Genomic DNA, 16,935 nt, shown 5'->3' with positions numbered 1-16,935 from the left:
CGCACGTACGGTTCTTAGGGGGGGACGGGCCAGTAATGGCCTGTCCCTACCCGACTAAGGGGCGCTCTTTGCGCCCGCAACTTTGTCCGGATTTCCGCGCGATGTTCAATGCCCTGCGTTTCCTCGGCTGGCCGTTGCTGGTCGGCACACTTGTCGCAATGCTGATCATCCAGCGTTACCCACACCTGGTGGGCATCAAGGAACACGACATCGGCCTGCAACAGGCGCCACTGGTGGCAGCCGTGCCGCAGCAGGGCCCTTATTCCTACGCCGATGCAGTAGCTGGAGCCGCGCCCGCAGTCGCCAACCTCTATACCACCAAGGTTATCGAGAAGAGCGAGCAGCAAGCGCTCCTATCCAAAGATCCATTATTCCAGCGCTTTTTCAGCGACAACCTGCCCAGGCAAAGGCGGATGGAATCGAGCCTCGGCTCGGCTGTGATCATGAGCTCCGAAGGCTACTTGCTGACCAACAACCATGTGACTGCCAACGCCGAGCAGATCGTCGTGGCGCTCAAGGACGGGCGGGAGACGCTGGCACGCGTGATCGGCAGCGACCCGGAAACCGACCTCGCTGTGCTGAAGATCGATCTGGCCGATCTTCCTGTCATCACCGTCGGCCATTCCGATCGCATTCGCGTTGGTGACGTCACGCTGGCCATTGGCAACCCGTTCGGGGTCGGCCAGACGGTAACCATGGGCATCATCAGCGCGACGGGCCGCAATCAGCTGGGCCTGAACACTTATGAGGACTTCATCCAGACCGATGCCGCCATCAATCGCGGCAACTCGGGCGGGGCCCTGGTGGATGCAGGCGGCAACTTGATCGGCATTAACACTGCAATCATTTCCGAGTCTGGCGGTTCCCAAGGTATTGGTTTCGCGATTCCGGTGAAGCTTGCACTTGAGGTGATGAAATCGATCATCGAGCACGGCCAGGTGATCCGCGGCTGGCTGGGTGTGGAGGTACAGTCGCTGACCCAGGAGCTGGCCGAGTCCTTTGGTCAGGAGGGCCGTCCAGGCATCGTCGTGGCCGGCGTATACCGCGATGGCCCCGCAGCCCGCGCAGGACTCCAGCCTGGAGATCTGATTCTGAGCATTGACCGAGTGCAATCAGCCGATGGGCGCAGCTCGATGAATCAGGTGGCCCGCGCCCGCCCGGGCGAGAAAATCGACATCGACATCCTGCGCAACGGCAAACCGCTGACCCTAACCGCCGAAGTAGGTATGCGGCCGCCGGTAAACGCCGCACCGAAATAGCGAGCTCATCGCGCTGACGACCGACGCGCAACCGAGGCGCGTCTTCGCCGAGAAAACAACAGCAGGAAGCACAGCCGGCGCTAGCCGAGTGCGGCCAACAGCGCCTGATTCTGCTCCGGCGTGCCGATGGTGATGCGCAGAAATTGCTCGATCCGCGGCTGCTTGAAGTGCCGCACGATTACGCCCTGCTCGCGCAGACTGGCAGCGATGGTTGCCGCATCGCGCTGCGGGTGGCGCGTGAAAATGAAGTTCGCCGCCGACGGCAGCACCTCAAAACCCAGGCCCTGCATGGCGTTCACCACTGCTTCACGACTTTCGATGACCTGCTGACAGGTCTGCTGGAAATACGCGCGATCCTCGAACGCTGCAGCGGCACCCGCAATGGCAACGCGATCCAGCGGGTACGAGTTGAAGCTGTTCTTGATTCGCTCCAAGGCCTCAATCAGGTCTGGGTGACCAACCGCGAGCCCTACGCGAAGCCCGGCCAACGAGCGCGACTTAGACAGCGTCTGCGTCACCAGCAAATTCGGATAACGATCGATCAGAGCAATGGCTGACTCGCCACCAAAATCTACATAGGCCTCATCGACCAGCACGACGGATTCAGTATTCGCCTTAAGCAACTGTTCGATCGCCTCAAGCGCAAGCAGGCACCCGGTCGGCGCATTTGGATTGGGGAAGATAATGCCGGCATTCGGACGGTTGTAGTCCGCCACCTCGATCTGGAACTGCGGGTTCAGTGCGACTGCTTCGTATTCGATGCCGTAAAGCCCGCAGTAGACCGGGTAAAAGCTGTAGCTCACATCCGGAAAGAGAAGCGGGCCATCGTGCTGAAACAAGCCATGGAAAGCGTGGGCGAGGACTTCATCCGAGCCGTTACCGACAAACACCTGATTCGGCTGCACCGCATAATACTCAGCCACAGCCTGCTTAAGGCGCTCGCCGTTGGGATCCGGATACAGCCGCAGGTTGTCGTTGAGCTCCGCCTGCATCGCGGCAATTGCGCGCGGGGAAGGACCATAAGGGTTCTCGTTGGTATTGAGCTTGACCAGCTTGCTCAGCTTCGGCTGCTCACCCGGCACGTAGGGCACCAGGTCCTTGACGAAAGGGCTCCAGAATTTGCTCATCTGCCCTTCTCTCCTTGAATGTGATCGGTTTGCCGTAGACGGAAATATCGACGCTTCCGCCATTCGAATAGGCTTAAGTGGTCAACGACGCTGCCCACTCAAAGTCCCAGACGTTAGTTCTTGATGCGGTACTCGGCGCTGCGGGCATGAGCCGTGAGCGACTCGCCGCGCGCAAGGACCGACGCCACCTTGCCCAACGTAGAGGCACCCTCGGCCGAGCAATTGATGATCGACGAACGCTTCTGGAAGTCATACACGCCCAGCGGCGAGGAAAAGCGTGCTGTTCCGGAGGTCGGCAACACGTGGTTGGGCCCAGCGCAGTAATCACCCAGCGCCTCGGCGGTGTAGCGCCCCATGAAGATGGCGCCCGCATGACGAATCTGCGGCAGCCACTGCTCCGGCTCAGCGACGGACAACTCCAAGTGCTCCGGCGCGATGCGATTGGCCACGTCGATGGCCTGCTGCATGTCAGCCACCTGAATCAGCGCACCGCGACCTTCGATGGAAATGCGGGCAATATCGGCACGCTCCAAGGTCGGCAGCAGGCGGGTAATGCTTTCGGCAACTCGATCAAGAAATTCGGCGTCAGGGCTGACCAGGATCGACTGGGCATCCTCGTCATGCTCGGCCTGGGAGAACAAGTCCATGGCGATCCAGTCAGGATCGGTCTGGCCGTCACAGACCACCAGGATCTCCGACGGCCCGGCAATCATGTCGATACCGACCTTGCCGAATACGTGACGCTTGGCAGTAGCAACATAGATGTTGCCCGGGCCGACGATCTTGTCCACCGGCGGCACGCTCTCGGTACCGTAGGCCAGCGCCGCGACCGCCTGTGCACCACCGATGGTAAACACCCGATCGACACCGGCTATACAGGCTGCGGCCAGCACCAACTCATTGAGTTCGCCGCGCGGAGTGGGCACCACCATGACCACCTCCGGCACACCAGCAACCTTGGCAGGGATGGCGTTCATAAGCACCGACGACGGATAGGATGCCTTGCCGCCCGGCACATAGAGACCGGCGCGGTCCAGCGGGGTGACTTTCTGCCCCAGCACCGTGCCATCGGCCTCGGTATAGGTCCAGGAGTCCTGTTTCTGCCGCTCGTGATAGCTGCGCACCCGCTCGGCAGCAACTTCGAGGGCCTCGCGCTGCTCAGGGGTGATGCGCTCGAGGGCCTGCTCCAGCCGTGCGCGCGGCAGGATCAGATCAGCCATGGAGGCGACCTGTAGTCCATCGAAGCGCTGGGTTAGCTCGACCAGCGCAGCATCGCCGCGCTCGCGCACAGCCTTGATGATCTCCAGCACTCGCTCGTTTACGCCATCGTCGGAAACGCTTTCCCAGCTCAACAGATGATCCAGATGACGTGCGAAATCGGCATCGGCAGCGTTGAGTCGGCGAATGGCGGAGGGAGCGGTCATAGCGGGCCTCATGGTTGGCTAGGCATCGGAAGCGGCCTGCTTCATTGCAACGGCACGAAGCGCAGGCCGGGCTCTCAGGCGCCGCTAGAATATCAAGCCCACCGTGCGGGCACCTGAGAATTTCAGCTATGGCACGGATAGACAGGCGCGGTGGCGACCGCGAGATTCATCAATGCTGATGCTGTTGGACGGCCGCGTGCAGAGTATCAATCAGCGCCTGGATACGCCCATGCTGCATTTTCATGGAAGCCTTATTCACTACCAGGCGGGAACTGATGTGAGCGATCAGCTCCTGGGGCTCCAGACCGTTGGCCCGCAGCGTATTGCCGGTGTCGACCACGTCGATGATCTTGTCTGCCAGCCCCACCAGCGGAGCGAGTTCCATGGAGCCGTACAGCTTGATGATATCGACCTGACGCCCCTGCTCGGCGTAGTAACGTTTGGCGACGTTGACGAACTTGGTGGCGACGCGCAAGCGGCCTTTAGGCTCCGGCGCGCCGACCTTGCCAGCAGTCATCAGCTTGCAATTGGCGATGCGCAAATCGAGCGGCTCGTACAACCCCTGACCGCCGTACTCCATCAGCACGTCCTTGCCGGCAACGCCGAGATCGGCTGCGCCATGCTCAACATAGGTGGGAACGTCGGTGGCACGGACGATCAGCAGACGCACATCGTCCTGGGTGGTCGGAATGATCAGCTTGCGGCTCTTGTCCGGGTTCTCGGTGGGCACGATGCCGGCCGCGGCGAGCAGCGGCAGGGTATCGTCGAGAATGCGGCCTTTGGACAGGGCGATGGTGAGCATGGAACACATTTCCTTTGGGAACTGGGAAGGACCCTCGGCAAAAACGAGGGCCCGCTAGCCATCCGTCTTGCGAAACCTAGCCTGGAACGCGGCGAATCTTCGCCCCCAGCAGCTGCAGTTTCTCCTCAATGCACTCGTAGCCACGATCAATGTGGTAGATGCGGTCGATCAGCGTATCGCCCTCGGCGACCAGGCCGGCAATTACCAGGCTCGCCGAAGCGCGCAGGTCGGTCGCCATGACCGGTGCACCTTTGAGACGCTCAACGCCGGTGACGACGGCCGTATTGCCTTCGACCAGAATCTGCGAACCCATGCGATTCATTTCGTAGACGTGCATGAAACGATTTTCGAAGACCGTTTCGATTACCGTACCGGTGCCTTCGGCAATCGCGTTCAAGGCGATGAACTGCGCCTGCATATCGGTAGGGAACGCCGGGTACGGTGCCGTCCGTACGTTAACGGCCTTGGGCCGCTTACCCTTCATGTCCAGCTCGATCCAGTCGCTGCCAGTATCGATATGCGCACCCGCTTCGACCAGCTTGTGCAGCACGGCCTCGAGCAGCGTTGCATCGGTATCCTTCAGGCGGACACGGCCGCCAGTGGCGGCAGCCGCCACTAGATAAGTGCCGGTTTCGATACGGTCGGGCATAACGCTATAGCGTCCGCCGCCAAGGCGCTTGACGCCATCGATGGTGATGGTATCGGTGCCGGCACCGGAAACCTTGGCGCCCATCGAGTTGAGGAAGTTGGCCAGATCGACCACCTCAGGCTCGCGTGCGGCGTTTTCCAGCACGCTACGACCGTTGGCCAGGGCAGCGGCCATCATGATGTTCTCGGTACCAGTCACACTGACCGTATCAAAGAAGAAGTGCGCGCCGCGCAAACCACCGGCCGGCGCCTTGGCCTTGATGTAGCCGCCCTCGACATCGATGTGTGCACCCATCGCCTCAAGACCACGGATGTGCAGATCGACTGGCCGCGAGCCAATCGCACAACCGCCTGGCAGGGCAACTTCAGCCTCACCGAAGCGCGCGACCATCGGACCGAGCACCAGAATCGATGCGCGCATGGTTTTCACCAGCTCATAGGGCGCAACCAATGTCTTGATACTGCTGGCGTCCACTTCGACGCTGAGTTTCTCGTCGATGACCGGCTGCACGCCCATACGGCCGAAGAGCTCGATCATCGTGGTGATGTCATGCAGATGTGGCAGGTTGCACACCGTGACTGGGGTGTCGGCCAGCAATGTGGCGGCCAGAATCGGCAAAGCAGAGTTCTTCGCACCGGAGATGCGGATTTCGCCGTCGAGGCGAATGCCGCCGGTAATGATCAGTTTGTCCATGGATATTCCCGTAAGCCGCAGGCTGAAAGCACTGTCGAAGGAGGCCGCGCAGTCAGCGAGACGCGCTCTGCCTGAAATGGTTGGTAGCGCTGGCCGGCGGCGATCAGGCGCGCCCAGCCCAGTCGGCACGACTGAAGAACTTCATGGTGACGGCATGAATGCTGCCATCGGCGATCCAGGGATTGAGGTGGGCGTATATCTGCTGCTGACGCTTTACCGGGCTGAGCCCGGCCAGCTCATCGCTGATTACGTTGAGCTGGAAGTTGCAGCCTTCACCTTCCACTTCTACCTGGGCTTCTGGAATCTTCTGTTCCAGGAAACTCTTCACTTCTTGGGCCTGCATGTTCAACCTCGATCGGCGCAGGACGCGCACGGGCCGGTCATCATACAAAAAAGGCCGGAGGCTGCGAACCCCGAACCTCGTCGATCCGACACAGGCGTCTCAATCAAGCGTCTCGGCGCCTTGGTCTCGGCTGCGCTGGCGAGACCGGCCGCTATCGCTCTGCACTGCAGGGAATCGTGAGGAGGCAAAGCGCACCACAAGAATGGCCAACGCCAACAGCAGGATTGCACCGGAGATATAGACCACACCCATATCAGGACGGTGGTGGTGAGAAACGTCGGAGATCAGCAGACGCGTCAGCGCGGTAATCGCTACGTAGATGAGGAAGCGAACCGGCATGTGGTTGGTCTTGAAGTAAATCCCGACCATTGCACCCAGCTCTAGGTAGATGAACAGCAGCAGGATGTCATCGACCGTGATATGCCCCTTCTCGACCATGCCGAGAAAGGCCATGACCGCGGCCCAGGCCGTGACCGCGCCGATCGCAAACAGCGCCAGGTAGTGGAAGCTCTCCACCAGCAGGTTGCCCAGCGATTCGGCCAGTTCGTGCACGCTATCGCGCAGCTCTTCCGCCCAGCGCAGTTTCATACAGCCGTCCTTTAAGCGTGAATTGCTTCCAGCGGAAGGATATCCAGCAAGCCGGACACCTTGGCAATCTTTTCCATCTCTTCAGGTAACGCGCTGACGCGCAAATCGACACCAGCAGCCTTGGCGTCACGCATAAACGCCAGCAGCAATGAGAGACCAACGCTACTGGAGCGCTCGACCGACGAGCAATTCAGCGTCAACGGCGTACGACTGGCGGCTATCAACGCCCGCCCAGCCTCTCGCAGAGCAGGGCCGGTCTGGTAGTCCAGCACACCGATCAGGCGTAACTCGCCTTCGGCAACGCGCTCGATTCGCGCCTCACTCATCGCCGACAGCCTGCTGTCCAGCCTCGGTGTCCTTGGCGCGCGCCACCACTTCAGCCCAACCATCGATGGTCTTGTCCAGATCACCGCCGTTGCGCTGCATGGAGTCGGCAAACTGATCGCGGAACAGCTTGCCGATGTTGATGCCATTGATGATCACGTTGCGCACGCGCCACTCGCCATCCTTGACCATGGTGTAGGACACCGGATAAGTCTCACCCTGCCGCCCGACCACTTCCATTCCAACGCTGGTGCGTTTGTCATCCTGCTTGCCGCTTGGTGCCAACACACGAATCTGTTGGTTGTTGTACTCCAGCAGCGCGTTGCCATAGAACTGCATCAGGCTACGCTTGAAGTTTTCCTGGAAGCGCGCGATCTGCTCAGGTGAAGCATTACGCGAGTATTTCACCGTCATAATGCTGCGCGAGATGCCTTCGGCATCGACCACCGGCCCAAGAATCTCGTTTAACGAGTCATAGAAAGCCGCAGGATCATTACGGTACTGCTCCTTATTGTCCTTCAGGTCCGCCAGCAGCTCATCGGTGGTTTTCTGAATGACCTGATGGGCGGTCAGCGCAGCGTGGGAGAACATGGGCAGTACAGCCAGCAGAATCAGCAGGCCACGACGCAAGGCAGTCATCATGAGCATCTCCTTTAATCTTTATTAACCGAGTTGAGCAAGAATTTGCCGATCAGGTCCTCAAGCACCAGCGAGGACTGGGTGTCCTGAATGGTGTCACCATCCGCCAACAATTCATCCTCACCGCCGACACTGATACCGATGTACTTCTCGCCAAGCAGCCCGGCAGTGAGAATCGAGGCGGTCGAATCGGCCGGCAGGATTTTCACGCCCTGTTGGATTTCCAGCGTCACTCGTCCGGTATAGCTGTCGCGATCCAGATCGATCGCTGTGACCTTGCCGATCGTAACGCCGGCCATGGTCACCTTGGATCGGACAGTCAAACCGGCAATATTGTCGAAATAGGCATACAGCTTATACGTGTCGGCATTGCCGACGGTCAGTCCGCTGACGCGCAGCGACAGCAGCAACAAGGCCAGCAGGCCGGCAAGCAGGAACAGGCCGACGCCTATTTCCAGTGTGCGAATACGCATCAGAAATCTCCAAACATCAACGCGGTCAAAATGAAATCGAGGCCGAGCACCGCCAGCGAGGCGTACACGACGGTCCGGGTGGTGGCACGACTGATACCCTCGGAGGTCGGCTCGCAGTCATAGCCTTGAAATACTGCAATCCACGTAACCACCAACGCGAACACCACGCTTTTGATCACGCCGTTGAGCACATCCGAACTGAAGTCGACACTGTTTTGCATGTTGGCCCAGAACGAGCCTTCATAGACCCCCAGCCACTGCACCGCGACCATCGCCCCGCCCCAGATCCCAACGACGTTGAAAATCAGGGTCAGCAGCGGCAGCGAAATGAAACCGGCCCACAGGCGCGGCGCGATGATGTACTTGAGCGGGTCGACACCAATCATCTCCAGGCTCGAGAGCTGTTCGGTGGATTTCATGTTGCCGATCTCGGCCGCCAGCGCCGAGCCGGCACGCCCAGCAAATAGCAGCGCAGTGACCACCGGCCCGAGCTCGCGCAACAAGGTCAGAGCGACCATCTGCCCAACCGCCTGCTCCGAACCGTAGCTGCTAAGTATGCTGTAGCCCTGCAGCGCAAGCACCATGCCGATGAAGATGCCAGAGACCACGACAATCGCCAGCGACAGCACGCCAACCGAATACAGCTGCTTGACCAGCAGCGAAAAGCCGTTATGCAGCGCGCTGCGACCAAACAGAACATGCACGAGGAAGATGGTCGAGCGCCCCAGGGCCGCCAACACATCCAGACCGGCGCGACCCAACAGGGCGATCCGATCCAACAAGGAACGCTTACGCATCGGTGCCTCTCAGCAGATCGTCGGCATAGGCCGGCGCAGGAAAGTGGAAGGGTACCGGCCCATCGGCCTCGCCTTTCATGAATTGCCGAATGCGCGGATTGTCCGACTTCATCAACTCGGCCGGCGTACCCTGCCCGAGTACCTGGGCGTCGCCTACCACATAGATGTAGTCGGCAATGGACGCGGTTTCGGCGAGATCGTGAGATACCACGATGCTGGTGATGCCAAGCGCGTCATTGAGCAACCGAATCAGGCGCACCAGAACGCCCATCGCAATCGGATCCTGTCCGGCAAACGGCTCGTCATACATAAGGATTTGCGGATCCAGAGCAATAGCCCGCGCCAGCGCGACACGCCGCTTCATGCCTCCGGAAAGCTCATCGGGCATAAGCTCGATGGCACCACGCAGACCCACCGCCTGCAACTTCATCAGCACGATGTCGCGAATCATCTCGTCTGACAGCTTGGTGTGCACACGTAGCGGAAACGCGACGTTCTCGAACACGTCGAGGTCGGTAAACAGCGCGCCACTCTGAAACAACACGCCCATCTGTTTGCGCATATCGAACAGCTCGCTACGCGAGAGGCTCGGCAAATTGTTCCCGGCCACCCAGACTTCTCCCTGGGCAGGCATCAGTTGAGCGGCGATAAGCCGCAGCAGAGTCGTCTTGCCACACCCGGACGGCCCCATGATGGCCGTTACCTTCCCTCGCGGGATGGTGATGTCGACATTCTCGAAAATACTGCGCTCACCGCGCTTGAAGGTCACTCCCTTCAGCTCGACGGCGTAGTCGTTGCAGGCGCTCATCTGATCTCCTTGCATGCAGTCTGCGTAACAGACGGCTCCCGATGCCGCCGGGATACTTTCTGCCATGACCGTTTTCGGCGGCGCACTATAGCACTGCCCCCCAAGCCGCCCAACTGATGAGCGTTTCAGCAGATGACTAGCCATGTACCGTTCAGCCGAGGTTCAGCCAGCACTGTTGAAAAGCGAATGGACGGCAGCAGACGTTGCGCGGACATTTTCCATGAGCGCGTAGCGGATTCTCGCTATAATCGCCGCCTTTTAATCGGACGACCTCGCCAGTTATGAGCCAGAGCAGCCAGTTGATCGAAACCGCGCAGCGCACCATCCGCCTTGAAGTCGAGGCCGTTGAGCAGTTGAACGCACGTATCGATTCCTCCTTTGTGAAGGCCTGCGAACTCATTCTCAGCTGCAAGGGCCGTGTCGTCGTGGTTGGCATGGGCAAGTCAGGCCACGTCGGGCGCAAGATTGCCGCAACCCTAGCCAGCACCGGAACCGCGGCTTTCTTCGTGCACCCGGCAGAAGCCAGCCACGGCGACATGGGCATGATCACCCAAGATGACGTGGTGTTGGCCCTGTCCAATTCAGGCTCAACCAGCGAAATTGTCACCCTGTTACCGCTGATCAAGCGACTGGGCATCACCCTGGTCAGCATGACCGGAAATCCAGCCTCGGTACTGGCCAAGGCGGCAGCGGTCAATCTGGACGCCAGCGTGGCGATCGAAGCCTGCCCACTGAATCTCGCGCCTACCTCCTCCACCACGGTAAGCCTTGTGCTGGGCGATGCATTGGCCATCGCGCTGCTTGAGGCGCGCGGATTCACCGCCGAGGACTTCGCCTTTTCTCATCCCGGCGGCGCGCTGGGCCGTCGTCTGCTCCTCAAGGTCGAACATGTCATGCACACCGGCGAGCGTCTGCCGAAAATCGCCCGAGGCACCTCGCTACGTGACGCGCTGCTGGAGATGACCGAAAAAGGATTGGGCATGACCGTCATTGTCGAAGCCGACGGGAGGCTGGCCGGAATCTTCACTGATGGCGACCTTCGCCGAGCGCTCGACAAGGGTGTCGACGTACGCCAAACCAGCATCGACGAGGTGATGACCGTACACGGCAAGACCGCCAACTCCGAAATGCTTGCCGCCGAAGCGCTGAAGATCATGGAAGACCACAAGATCAGTTCGCTGGTGGTGATCGACGATCAACAGATGCCGGTTGGAGCACTGAACATGCACGATTTGCTTCGCGCAGGAGTCATGTGATGCACGAACAGCTACTACAACGGGCCCGGGACATCCGTCTGGCCATTTTCGATGTTGACGGCGTGCTCACCGACGGTCGCCTGTACTTTCTGACCGACGGCAGCGAGTTCAAGACGTTCAATACGCTGGACGGCCACGGCATAAAGATGCTGATCAACTCAGGCGTAAGCACCGCCATTATCAGCGGACGCAAAACCCCAGTGGTGGAGCGTCGGGCGCAGAATCTGGGCATACAGCATCTATATCAAGGCCGCGAAGACAAGCTGGTAGTGCTCGACGAGCTGCTGGCCGAGCTCGGGCTAAGCTACTCTGAAGTGGCTTATCTTGGTGACGACCTTCCCGACCTGCCTGTGATTCGCCGCGTCGGCCTTGGCATGGCGGTCGCCAGCGCCGACGGCTTCGTGCGCGAACACGCCCACGGTGTGACACAGGCACGCGGTGGCGAGGGTGCGGCGCGCGAGTTCTGCGAGTTGATCATGCGCGCCCAGGGCACCCTGGCTGCAGCGCAAAACGCTTACCTGTAGAGGTCTGGATGCTTCGCAAACTGCGCTTCGCCGCCCTGCTGACCTTGGTCGCCGCCTTATTGGTCGCAGTTGGCTACTGGAATATCCGCCCGGAAAGCTTCATGCAGCAGCCTCCCGTTGCCAGCAGTGATACGCCGGATGTCGATTTCTACGTAATCAACTCGCGCACGGTGCAATACCAACCCGACGGCAAGCTCAACTACGAGCTGAAAGCGGACAAACTCGAACACATCAAGGCCAGCGACATCAGCCTGCTGACCAAGCCGGATCTGCTGTCCTATCGCGGCACCGAGCTGCCCTGGCATGTGCGCAGCGAACGCGGTGAAGTGTCGGCGGAGGGCGACGAAGTCTTGCTGATCGATAAGGTCAGAGTCGAGCGCACCGACGCCAAAGGCCGCCCGACGATCCTTACCACCAGCCGCCTGACGGTGTGGCCGGAGAAGGATTATGCCGAGACAAAGCAAGCCGTTAGAATCGAGGCCGCCAATGGCGTGACCACGGCAACCGGCATGAAAGCGTACATGGATGACGGCAGGATGCTCCTGCTGTCCAACGTAAGAGGCCAGCATGAGCTGCGTTAAGACTCTCCCCCTCCTGCTCGGTTTGAGCGCATTCTGGCTTGGCGCCAGCGCCTGGGCGCTTCCCGAGGATCGTGAACAGCCAATCCGCGTACAGGCCGATTCCGCCGAACTGGACGACCGACAAGGCGTAGCGGTTTACCGCGGTGACGTAGTCATCACCCAGGGCACGATGAAGATCACCGGCGATACGGTGACCATCACTCAGAACAGCAGCGGTGACGTCGAGGTTTTCACCTCTATCGGCAAGCCTGCCTATTACGAACAGAAGCCTGCGGTGGACAAGGAAATCGTCAAAGCCTACGGCCTGACCATCCAGTATTTCGCCGCCAACGAGCGCATCGTACTCATCGATCAGGCCAAGGTCGTTCAGGAAGGCAACACCTTCGAAGGTGAGAAGATCGTCTACGACACCCGTCGGCAAATCGTGAACGCCGGCCGCGCCACCAATGCCGACGTGACCACACCACGTCCACGCGTGGATATGGTCATCCAGCCGCGCAAGAAGGAAGCGGCTGCGGAGCAATCCGAATAATGGCAGTTCTAAAAGCTCAGCATTTGGCCAAGAGCTACAAGAGTCGCCAGGTCGTCCGGGACGTCAGTCTTTCCATCGAAAGTGGGCAGATCGTCGGCCTTCTCGGCCCTAATGGTGCCGGCAAGACCACCTGCTTCTACATGATCGCCGGCCTGGTCAACGCCGACCAAGGCCGGGTTCTGATCGATCAGAACGACGTTACCCATTTGCCAATGCACGGCCGTGCACGGGCCGGGATCGGTTATTTACCGCAGGAAGCGTCCATTTTCCGCAAGCTCTCGGTCGCCGACAACATCATGGCGATTCTCGAGACCCGCAAGGATCTGGACCGTAGCGGCCGCCAGCAGGCGCTGGAAGGCCTGCTGCAGGAGTTCCACATCAACCATATCCGCAACAGCCTCGGCATGAGCCTGTCCGGCGGCGAGCGTCGCCGCGTGGAGATCGCCCGTGCGCTGGCTACTGCGCCCAAATTCATCCTCCTCGACGAACCCTTCGCTGGCGTCGATCCGATATCGGTGGGCGACATCAAACAGATCATCCACCACCTCAAGGCCAAGGGCATCGGCGTACTGATCACCGACCACAATGTCCGTGAAACCCTGGACATCTGCGAAACCGCCTACATCGTCAACGATGGCCAGCTGATCGCCGAGGGCGACGCCCAAACAATCCTGAGCAACCAACTGGTCAAGGAAGTCTATCTGGGCCACGAATTCCGTCTGTAGAGCCGTTTTTTTTGCGCAGCTCGGCAAATCGGCCCTAGGCAAAGGCTTCCTCGGCAGGCATATAATTTGCTTTCTGTTGGCGCCTGGCGCGCCACATGTCGGAACGGGCGCGGTTGCGCCGGCATAAAAGGTTTGAAGTCCTCTGCCATGAAACCATCGCTAGCCCTGAAGATGGGCCAGCAGCTGACGATGACACCGCAGCTGCAACAGGCCATACGGCTCCTCCAGTTATCCACCCTCGATCTGCAACAGGAGATCCAGGAGGCACTGGATTCCAATCCCATGCTCGAGCGGGAAGAAGACGGTGACGACTTCGACAACGCCGACCCCATGGCCGAAGCTGCCGAACGGCCGGGCGAATCCGGCGCTGAGAAAAGCAGCAGCCAGGAAAGCACCTACGAGGAACCCTCCCACAGCGCCGAGAGCCTTGAAGACGGCGACTGGGGCGAGCGCATTCCCAGCGAGCTGCCGGTAGACACTGCCTGGGAAGATATCTATCAGACCAGCGCCAGCAGCCTACCCAGCAACGATGACGACGAGTGGGACTTCACCAGCCGCACGTCGACTGGCATCAGCCTGCAAAGCCACCTGCTGTGGCAGCTCAACCTCGCGCCAATGAGCGATACCGACCGCCTCATCGCCACCACGTTGATCGATTGCATCAACGATCAGGGTTATCTCGACGAGTCGCTGCAGGAAATCGTCGACTCGTTCGACCCCGAGCTTGAAATCGAACTCGATGAAGTCGAAGTCGTGCTGCGGCGCATTCAGCAGTTCGAACCAGCCGGCATCGGCGCGCGCGACCTGCGCGAGTGCCTGCTGCTGCAGCTACGCCAGCTCCCCGAGCGAACCGCCTGGTTGAATGAAGCGCAACGGCTGGTCAGTGATCATCTGGACATACTCGGCAGCCGTGACTACGGCCTGCTGATGCGCCGAATGAAGATCAAGGAAGACGAGCTGCGCCAGGTCATCGAGCTGATTCAGAGCCTGAACCCCCGCCCCGGCTCGCAGATCGAGGCGAGCGAACCGGAATACGTGGTGCCCGATGTGATCGTGCGCAAGCACAATGATCGTTGGCTGGTCGAGCTGAATCAGGAGGCGATGCCGAAACTACGCGTCAATGCGCAGTACGCCGGCTTCGTCAAACGCGCCGACTCCAGCGCCGACAACACCTTCATGCGCAACCAGCTGCAGGAAGCGCGCTGGTTCATCAAAAGCCTGCTCAGCCGCAACGAAACGCTGATGAAGGTCGCCACCCAGATCGTCGAGCACCAGCGCGCATTCCTCGAGCACGGCGACGAGGCGATGAAGCCGCTGGTGCTGCATGACATCGCCGAGGCGGTGGGTATGCACGAGTCGACCATTTCTCGCGTGACTACGCAGAAATACATGCACACGCCGCGCGGTATCTACGAACTCAAGTACTTCTTTTCCAGCCACGTCAGCACCGCCGAAGGTGGCGAGTGTTCATCTACTGCGATTCGCGCAATCATCAAGAAGCTGGTCGCCGCGGAAAACCAGAAAAAGCCGTTGAGCGACAGCAAGATCGCTGGTTTACTGGAAGCGCAGGGCATCCAGGTGGCCCGTCGTACCGTTGCAAAGTATCGGGAGTCACTCGGTATCGCACCGTCCAGCGAGCGTAAACGATTGCTGTGATCGGCCACTGGTCCAACTGTCCCGGCGGCAGGCCTACCAACCTGCTCTTCGCACTAGGCAAAGGAGATAGCAGTATGCAAGTCAAGATCAGCGGTGTTCATCTGGAAGTAACCGACGCCCTGCGTGACTACATTGAGGAGAAATTCGAGCGTCTTGCCCGTCATTTCGACCGCATCATCAGTGTCCAGGTGATTCTCCAGGTCGAGAAGCTCAAGCAGAAAGCCGAAGCAACCCTGCACGTCGCCGGCCGCGAAGTAGTGGCCATCGCCGAACACGAAGACATGTACGCTGCCATCGACCTGCTCGCCGACAAGCTTGATCGTCAGCTGATCAAGCACAAGGAAAAGCAGCTCGACCACACTCAGGGCGCCGTCACCCGCTGACTCACTATGATCCGACTCGAAAACATCCTGACCCCCGGACGTTCACTGGTGAACGTCCCGGGCGGTAGCAAGAAACGCGTCCTGGAGCAGATCGCCAAGGTGATTGCCCAGGACCTCATCGACCTCGATTCCCAGACCATCTTCGAAAGCCTGATTGCCCGCGAGAAGCTCGGTTCCACCGGCTTCGGCAACGGCATTGCCATCCCGCACTGCCGCATGGTCGGCTGCAACGCACCGCTGAGCGCCGTCCTGCGTCTGGAAACCCCGGTGGATTTCGATGCCATCGACGGCGCGCCGGTGGATTTGCTATTCGTGCTGCTGGTCCCAGAGGCAGCTACAGACGAGCACCTCGAACTGCTACGCCAGATCGCCAGCATGCTCGACCGCGAAGACGTACGCCAACGGCTGCGCCAGGCGACGAGCAATCAGCACCTCTACCAAGTAGTGGTTGACGTGCAGAATGGGGCTTAGCGCAATGGGCACCAGATGCGGCTGATCATCGTCAGTGGACGCTCGGGCTCAGGCAAAAGCACCGCGCTGAACGTGCTCGAGGACAATGGCTTCTATTGCATCGATAACCTGCCCGCCGGGTTGCTACCCGAGCTCGCCGAACGCGCCCTGCTGCATACCGAGTTATTGCACCCGCAGGTCGCCGTATCGATCGATGCGCGCAACCTTCCCAGCCAGCTGCAGCGATTCCCGGAACTACTCGCGGAGGTGCGTGCGAAGCACATCCTGTGCGACGTTCTTTATCTGGACGCCGACGACGAAACCTTGCTCAAGCGTTTTTCGGAAACCCGCCGGCGCCACCCGCTGACCAACGAGAACCGCTCCCTGGCCGAAGCGATCCATGACGAAGAGTTGTTGCTGGCGACGATCATCGATCATGCCGACTTGAAGATCGATACTACGCACCTGAATCTGTATCAGCTTCGCGACATGCTAAAGCTGCGCCTGCTCAACAAGCCCGAACCGGGCACAGCCTTTCTCATCGAGTCGTTCGGCTTCAAACGAGGCATGCCTGTGGACGCCGACCTGGTATTCGACGTGCGCTGCCTGCCGAATCCGTACTGGAAGGCCGAGCTTCGCGACTTCTCCGGGCTCGACCAGCCTGTCGTCGACTATCTGGCTGCTCAGCCTGACGTGGAGGAGATGTTTCAGGACATCCACGGCTATCTAAGTAAATGGTTGCCGCGCTTTGCCGCCAGCAACCGGGCCTACGTCACCATCGCCATCGGCTGCACCGGGGGCCATCATCGCTCGGTCTACCTGGCTGAACGCCTGGGTCAGGCGCTAAAAGAGCCGCTGAAGAACTTGCAGGTCCGTCACCGGGACCTCGCTTAGGAATACCT

21 protein-coding genes are annotated in these 16,935 nt (G+C 60.0%); 10 read left to right on the top strand and 11 right to left on the bottom strand.

The window, feature by feature from the left end; genetic code table 11:
* Positions 1-101: 101 nt before the first annotated feature.
* Positions 102-1,259: a Do family serine endopeptidase AlgW gene (gene algW / locus AAEZ08_RS12365; protein ID WP_500124456.1), complete on the top strand. Its 1,158-nt coding sequence runs from the start codon at positions 102-104 to the stop codon at positions 1,257-1,259.
* A gap of 80 nt (positions 1,260-1,339) precedes the next feature.
* Here the strand turns inward: algW and hisC are convergent, their stop codons facing one another.
* The 11 genes from hisC to AAEZ08_RS12310 all read right to left on the bottom strand — a co-directional run bounded on the left by hisC (position 1,340) and on the right by AAEZ08_RS12310 (position 9,926).
* Positions 1,340-2,386 carry a histidinol-phosphate transaminase gene (hisC, locus tag AAEZ08_RS12360; RefSeq protein ID WP_103455207.1) on the bottom strand — a complete coding sequence of 349 codons (1,047 nt, stop codon included), beginning with the start codon at positions 2,384-2,386 and terminating at the stop codon, positions 1,340-1,342.
* A gap of 113 nt (positions 2,387-2,499) precedes the next feature.
* Positions 2,500-3,810, bottom strand: coding sequence for a histidinol dehydrogenase (gene hisD, locus AAEZ08_RS12355; protein WP_003281212.1), 1,311 nt, complete (start codon positions 3,808-3,810; stop codon positions 2,500-2,502).
* 169 nt (positions 3,811-3,979) lie between these two features.
* The gene (hisG, locus tag AAEZ08_RS12350; RefSeq protein WP_003281214.1) at positions 3,980-4,612 is read right to left on the bottom strand and encodes an ATP phosphoribosyltransferase; all 633 of its coding nucleotides are present in this window, start codon (positions 4,610-4,612) and stop codon (positions 3,980-3,982) included.
* Positions 4,613-4,688: 76 nt separating this feature from the next.
* The gene (murA, locus tag AAEZ08_RS12345) at positions 4,689-5,954 is read right to left on the bottom strand and encodes a UDP-N-acetylglucosamine 1-carboxyvinyltransferase (RefSeq protein ID WP_003281216.1); all 1,266 of its coding nucleotides are present in this window, start codon (positions 5,952-5,954) and stop codon (positions 4,689-4,691) included.
* A gap of 103 nt (positions 5,955-6,057) precedes the next feature.
* Positions 6,058-6,297, bottom strand: a complete 240-nt coding sequence (locus AAEZ08_RS12340) for a BolA family protein (RefSeq protein ID WP_103455206.1) — start codon at positions 6,295-6,297, stop codon at positions 6,058-6,060.
* A 99-nt stretch (positions 6,298-6,396) separates the two neighbouring features.
* A complete protein-coding gene (locus AAEZ08_RS12335) occupies positions 6,397-6,885 on the bottom strand; it encodes a phosphate-starvation-inducible protein PsiE (RefSeq protein WP_003281219.1) in 489 nt (162 codons plus the stop codon).
* Between the two features lie 11 nt (positions 6,886-6,896).
* Positions 6,897-7,211: an STAS domain-containing protein gene (locus tag AAEZ08_RS12330; RefSeq protein ID WP_003281220.1), complete on the bottom strand. Its 315-nt coding sequence runs from the start codon at positions 7,209-7,211 to the stop codon at positions 6,897-6,899.
* Entirely contained in the window at positions 7,204-7,851 is a 648-nt protein-coding gene (locus AAEZ08_RS12325; RefSeq protein ID WP_003281221.1) for an MlaC/ttg2D family ABC transporter substrate-binding protein, read from the bottom strand. The genes AAEZ08_RS12330 and AAEZ08_RS12325 overlap by 8 nt, the downstream gene beginning before the upstream one ends.
* An 11-nt stretch (positions 7,852-7,862) precedes the next feature.
* On the bottom strand, positions 7,863-8,321 hold the full coding sequence (gene mlaD / locus AAEZ08_RS12320; RefSeq protein ID WP_500124380.1) for an outer membrane lipid asymmetry maintenance protein MlaD: 459 nt from the start codon (positions 8,319-8,321) through the stop codon (positions 7,863-7,865).
* Entirely contained in the window at positions 8,321-9,118 is a 798-nt protein-coding gene (gene mlaE / locus AAEZ08_RS12315) for a lipid asymmetry maintenance ABC transporter permease subunit MlaE (RefSeq protein ID WP_003281224.1), read from the bottom strand. Before mlaE ends, mlaD begins: the two co-directional genes overlap by 1 nt.
* The gene (locus AAEZ08_RS12310) at positions 9,111-9,926 is read right to left on the bottom strand and encodes an ATP-binding cassette domain-containing protein (protein WP_003281226.1); all 816 of its coding nucleotides are present in this window, start codon (positions 9,924-9,926) and stop codon (positions 9,111-9,113) included. Before AAEZ08_RS12310 ends, mlaE begins: the two co-directional genes overlap by 8 nt.
* Positions 9,927-10,207: 281 nt before the next feature.
* Between AAEZ08_RS12310 and AAEZ08_RS12305 the strand changes: the two genes are divergently transcribed.
* The 9 genes from AAEZ08_RS12305 to rapZ all read left to right on the top strand — a co-directional run bounded on the left by AAEZ08_RS12305 (position 10,208) and on the right by rapZ (position 16,927).
* Positions 10,208-11,182, top strand: coding sequence for a KpsF/GutQ family sugar-phosphate isomerase (locus AAEZ08_RS12305; protein ID WP_102820591.1), 975 nt, complete (start codon positions 10,208-10,210; stop codon positions 11,180-11,182).
* The gene (locus AAEZ08_RS12300) at positions 11,182-11,706 is read left to right on the top strand and encodes a KdsC family phosphatase (protein WP_103455204.1); all 525 of its coding nucleotides are present in this window, start codon (positions 11,182-11,184) and stop codon (positions 11,704-11,706) included. The genes AAEZ08_RS12305 and AAEZ08_RS12300 overlap by 1 nt, the downstream gene beginning before the upstream one ends.
* Positions 11,707-11,714: 8 nt before the next feature.
* A complete protein-coding gene (gene lptC, locus AAEZ08_RS12295; protein ID WP_003281229.1) occupies positions 11,715-12,287 on the top strand; it encodes an LPS export ABC transporter periplasmic protein LptC in 573 nt (190 codons plus the stop codon).
* Positions 12,274-12,819, top strand: coding sequence for a lipopolysaccharide transport periplasmic protein LptA (gene lptA / locus AAEZ08_RS12290; protein ID WP_003281230.1), 546 nt, complete (start codon positions 12,274-12,276; stop codon positions 12,817-12,819). The genes lptC and lptA overlap by 14 nt, the downstream gene beginning before the upstream one ends.
* A complete protein-coding gene (gene lptB / locus AAEZ08_RS12285) occupies positions 12,819-13,544 on the top strand; it encodes an LPS export ABC transporter ATP-binding protein (RefSeq protein WP_003281232.1) in 726 nt (241 codons plus the stop codon). Before lptA ends, lptB begins: the two co-directional genes overlap by 1 nt.
* A 147-nt stretch (positions 13,545-13,691) precedes the next feature.
* Positions 13,692-15,200 (top strand): RNA polymerase factor sigma-54, encoded by a 1,509-nt coding sequence (locus tag AAEZ08_RS12280; RefSeq protein WP_500124379.1) that lies wholly within the window; start codon positions 13,692-13,694, stop codon positions 15,198-15,200.
* 74 nt (positions 15,201-15,274) lie between these two features.
* On the top strand, positions 15,275-15,583 hold the full coding sequence (hpf, locus tag AAEZ08_RS12275; protein WP_003281235.1) for a ribosome hibernation-promoting factor, HPF/YfiA family: 309 nt from the start codon (positions 15,275-15,277) through the stop codon (positions 15,581-15,583).
* A 6-nt stretch (positions 15,584-15,589) separates the two neighbouring features.
* Positions 15,590-16,054 carry a PTS IIA-like nitrogen regulatory protein PtsN gene (gene ptsN, locus AAEZ08_RS12270; protein ID WP_003281236.1) on the top strand — a complete coding sequence of 155 codons (465 nt, stop codon included), beginning with the start codon at positions 15,590-15,592 and terminating at the stop codon, positions 16,052-16,054.
* Between the two features lie 15 nt (positions 16,055-16,069).
* On the top strand, positions 16,070-16,927 hold the full coding sequence (gene rapZ / locus AAEZ08_RS12265) for an RNase adapter RapZ (RefSeq protein WP_003281238.1): 858 nt from the start codon (positions 16,070-16,072) through the stop codon (positions 16,925-16,927).
* Positions 16,928-16,935 lie beyond the last annotated feature (8 nt).

Origin of the sequence: Pseudomonas sp. E45-MNA-CIBAN-0222 (assembly GCF_040310405.1) — a bacterium.
Lineage (GTDB): Bacteria > Pseudomonadota > Gammaproteobacteria > Pseudomonadales > Pseudomonadaceae > Stutzerimonas > Stutzerimonas stutzeri_AC.
Note: the sequence above shows the minus strand (reverse complement) of the source record. Positions and strands in the feature narration are given on the sequence as shown.

Excerpts from the sequence above, each read along its gene's own strand:
- AAEZ08_RS12340 (WP_103455206.1), bottom strand. The coding sequence starts at position 6,297 with ATGCAGGCCCAAGAAGTGAAGAGTTTCCTGGAACAGAAGATTCCAGAA.
- AAEZ08_RS12335 (WP_003281219.1), bottom strand. The coding sequence starts at position 6,885 with ATGAAACTGCGCTGGGCGGAAGAGCTGCGCGATAGCGTGCACGAACTG.
- mlaE (WP_003281224.1), bottom strand. The coding sequence starts at position 9,118 with ATGCGTAAGCGTTCCTTGTTGGATCGGATCGCCCTGTTGGGTCGCGCC.
- lptB (WP_003281232.1), top strand. The coding sequence starts at position 12,819 with ATGGCAGTTCTAAAAGCTCAGCATTTGGCCAAGAGCTACAAGAGTCGC.
- AAEZ08_RS12330 (WP_003281220.1), bottom strand. The coding sequence starts at position 7,211 with ATGAGTGAGGCGCGAATCGAGCGCGTTGCCGAAGGCGAGTTACGCCTG.
- hisC (WP_103455207.1), bottom strand. The coding sequence starts at position 2,386 with ATGAGCAAATTCTGGAGCCCTTTCGTCAAGGACCTGGTGCCCTACGTG.
- lptA (WP_003281230.1), top strand. The coding sequence starts at position 12,274 with ATGAGCTGCGTTAAGACTCTCCCCCTCCTGCTCGGTTTGAGCGCATTC.
- AAEZ08_RS12300 (WP_103455204.1), top strand. The coding sequence starts at position 11,182 with ATGCACGAACAGCTACTACAACGGGCCCGGGACATCCGTCTGGCCATT.
- AAEZ08_RS12305 (WP_102820591.1), top strand. The coding sequence starts at position 10,208 with ATGAGCCAGAGCAGCCAGTTGATCGAAACCGCGCAGCGCACCATCCGC.
- hisG (WP_003281214.1), bottom strand. The coding sequence starts at position 4,612 with ATGCTCACCATCGCCCTGTCCAAAGGCCGCATTCTCGACGATACCCTG.
- ptsN (WP_003281236.1), top strand. The coding sequence starts at position 15,590 with ATGATCCGACTCGAAAACATCCTGACCCCCGGACGTTCACTGGTGAAC.
- AAEZ08_RS12280 (WP_500124379.1), top strand. The coding sequence starts at position 13,692 with ATGAAACCATCGCTAGCCCTGAAGATGGGCCAGCAGCTGACGATGACA.
- murA (WP_003281216.1), bottom strand. The coding sequence starts at position 5,954 with ATGGACAAACTGATCATTACCGGCGGCATTCGCCTCGACGGCGAAATC.
- AAEZ08_RS12325 (WP_003281221.1), bottom strand. The coding sequence starts at position 7,851 with ATGATGACTGCCTTGCGTCGTGGCCTGCTGATTCTGCTGGCTGTACTG.
- hisD (WP_003281212.1), bottom strand. The coding sequence starts at position 3,810 with ATGACCGCTCCCTCCGCCATTCGCCGACTCAACGCTGCCGATGCCGAT.
- hpf (WP_003281235.1), top strand. The coding sequence starts at position 15,275 with ATGCAAGTCAAGATCAGCGGTGTTCATCTGGAAGTAACCGACGCCCTG.
- lptC (WP_003281229.1), top strand. The coding sequence starts at position 11,715 with ATGCTTCGCAAACTGCGCTTCGCCGCCCTGCTGACCTTGGTCGCCGCC.
- algW (WP_500124456.1), top strand. The coding sequence starts at position 102 with ATGTTCAATGCCCTGCGTTTCCTCGGCTGGCCGTTGCTGGTCGGCACA.
- mlaD (WP_500124380.1), bottom strand. The coding sequence starts at position 8,321 with ATGCGTATTCGCACACTGGAAATAGGCGTCGGCCTGTTCCTGCTTGCC.
- rapZ (WP_003281238.1), top strand. The coding sequence starts at position 16,070 with ATGCGGCTGATCATCGTCAGTGGACGCTCGGGCTCAGGCAAAAGCACC.
- AAEZ08_RS12310 (WP_003281226.1), bottom strand. The coding sequence starts at position 9,926 with ATGAGCGCCTGCAACGACTACGCCGTCGAGCTGAAGGGAGTGACCTTC.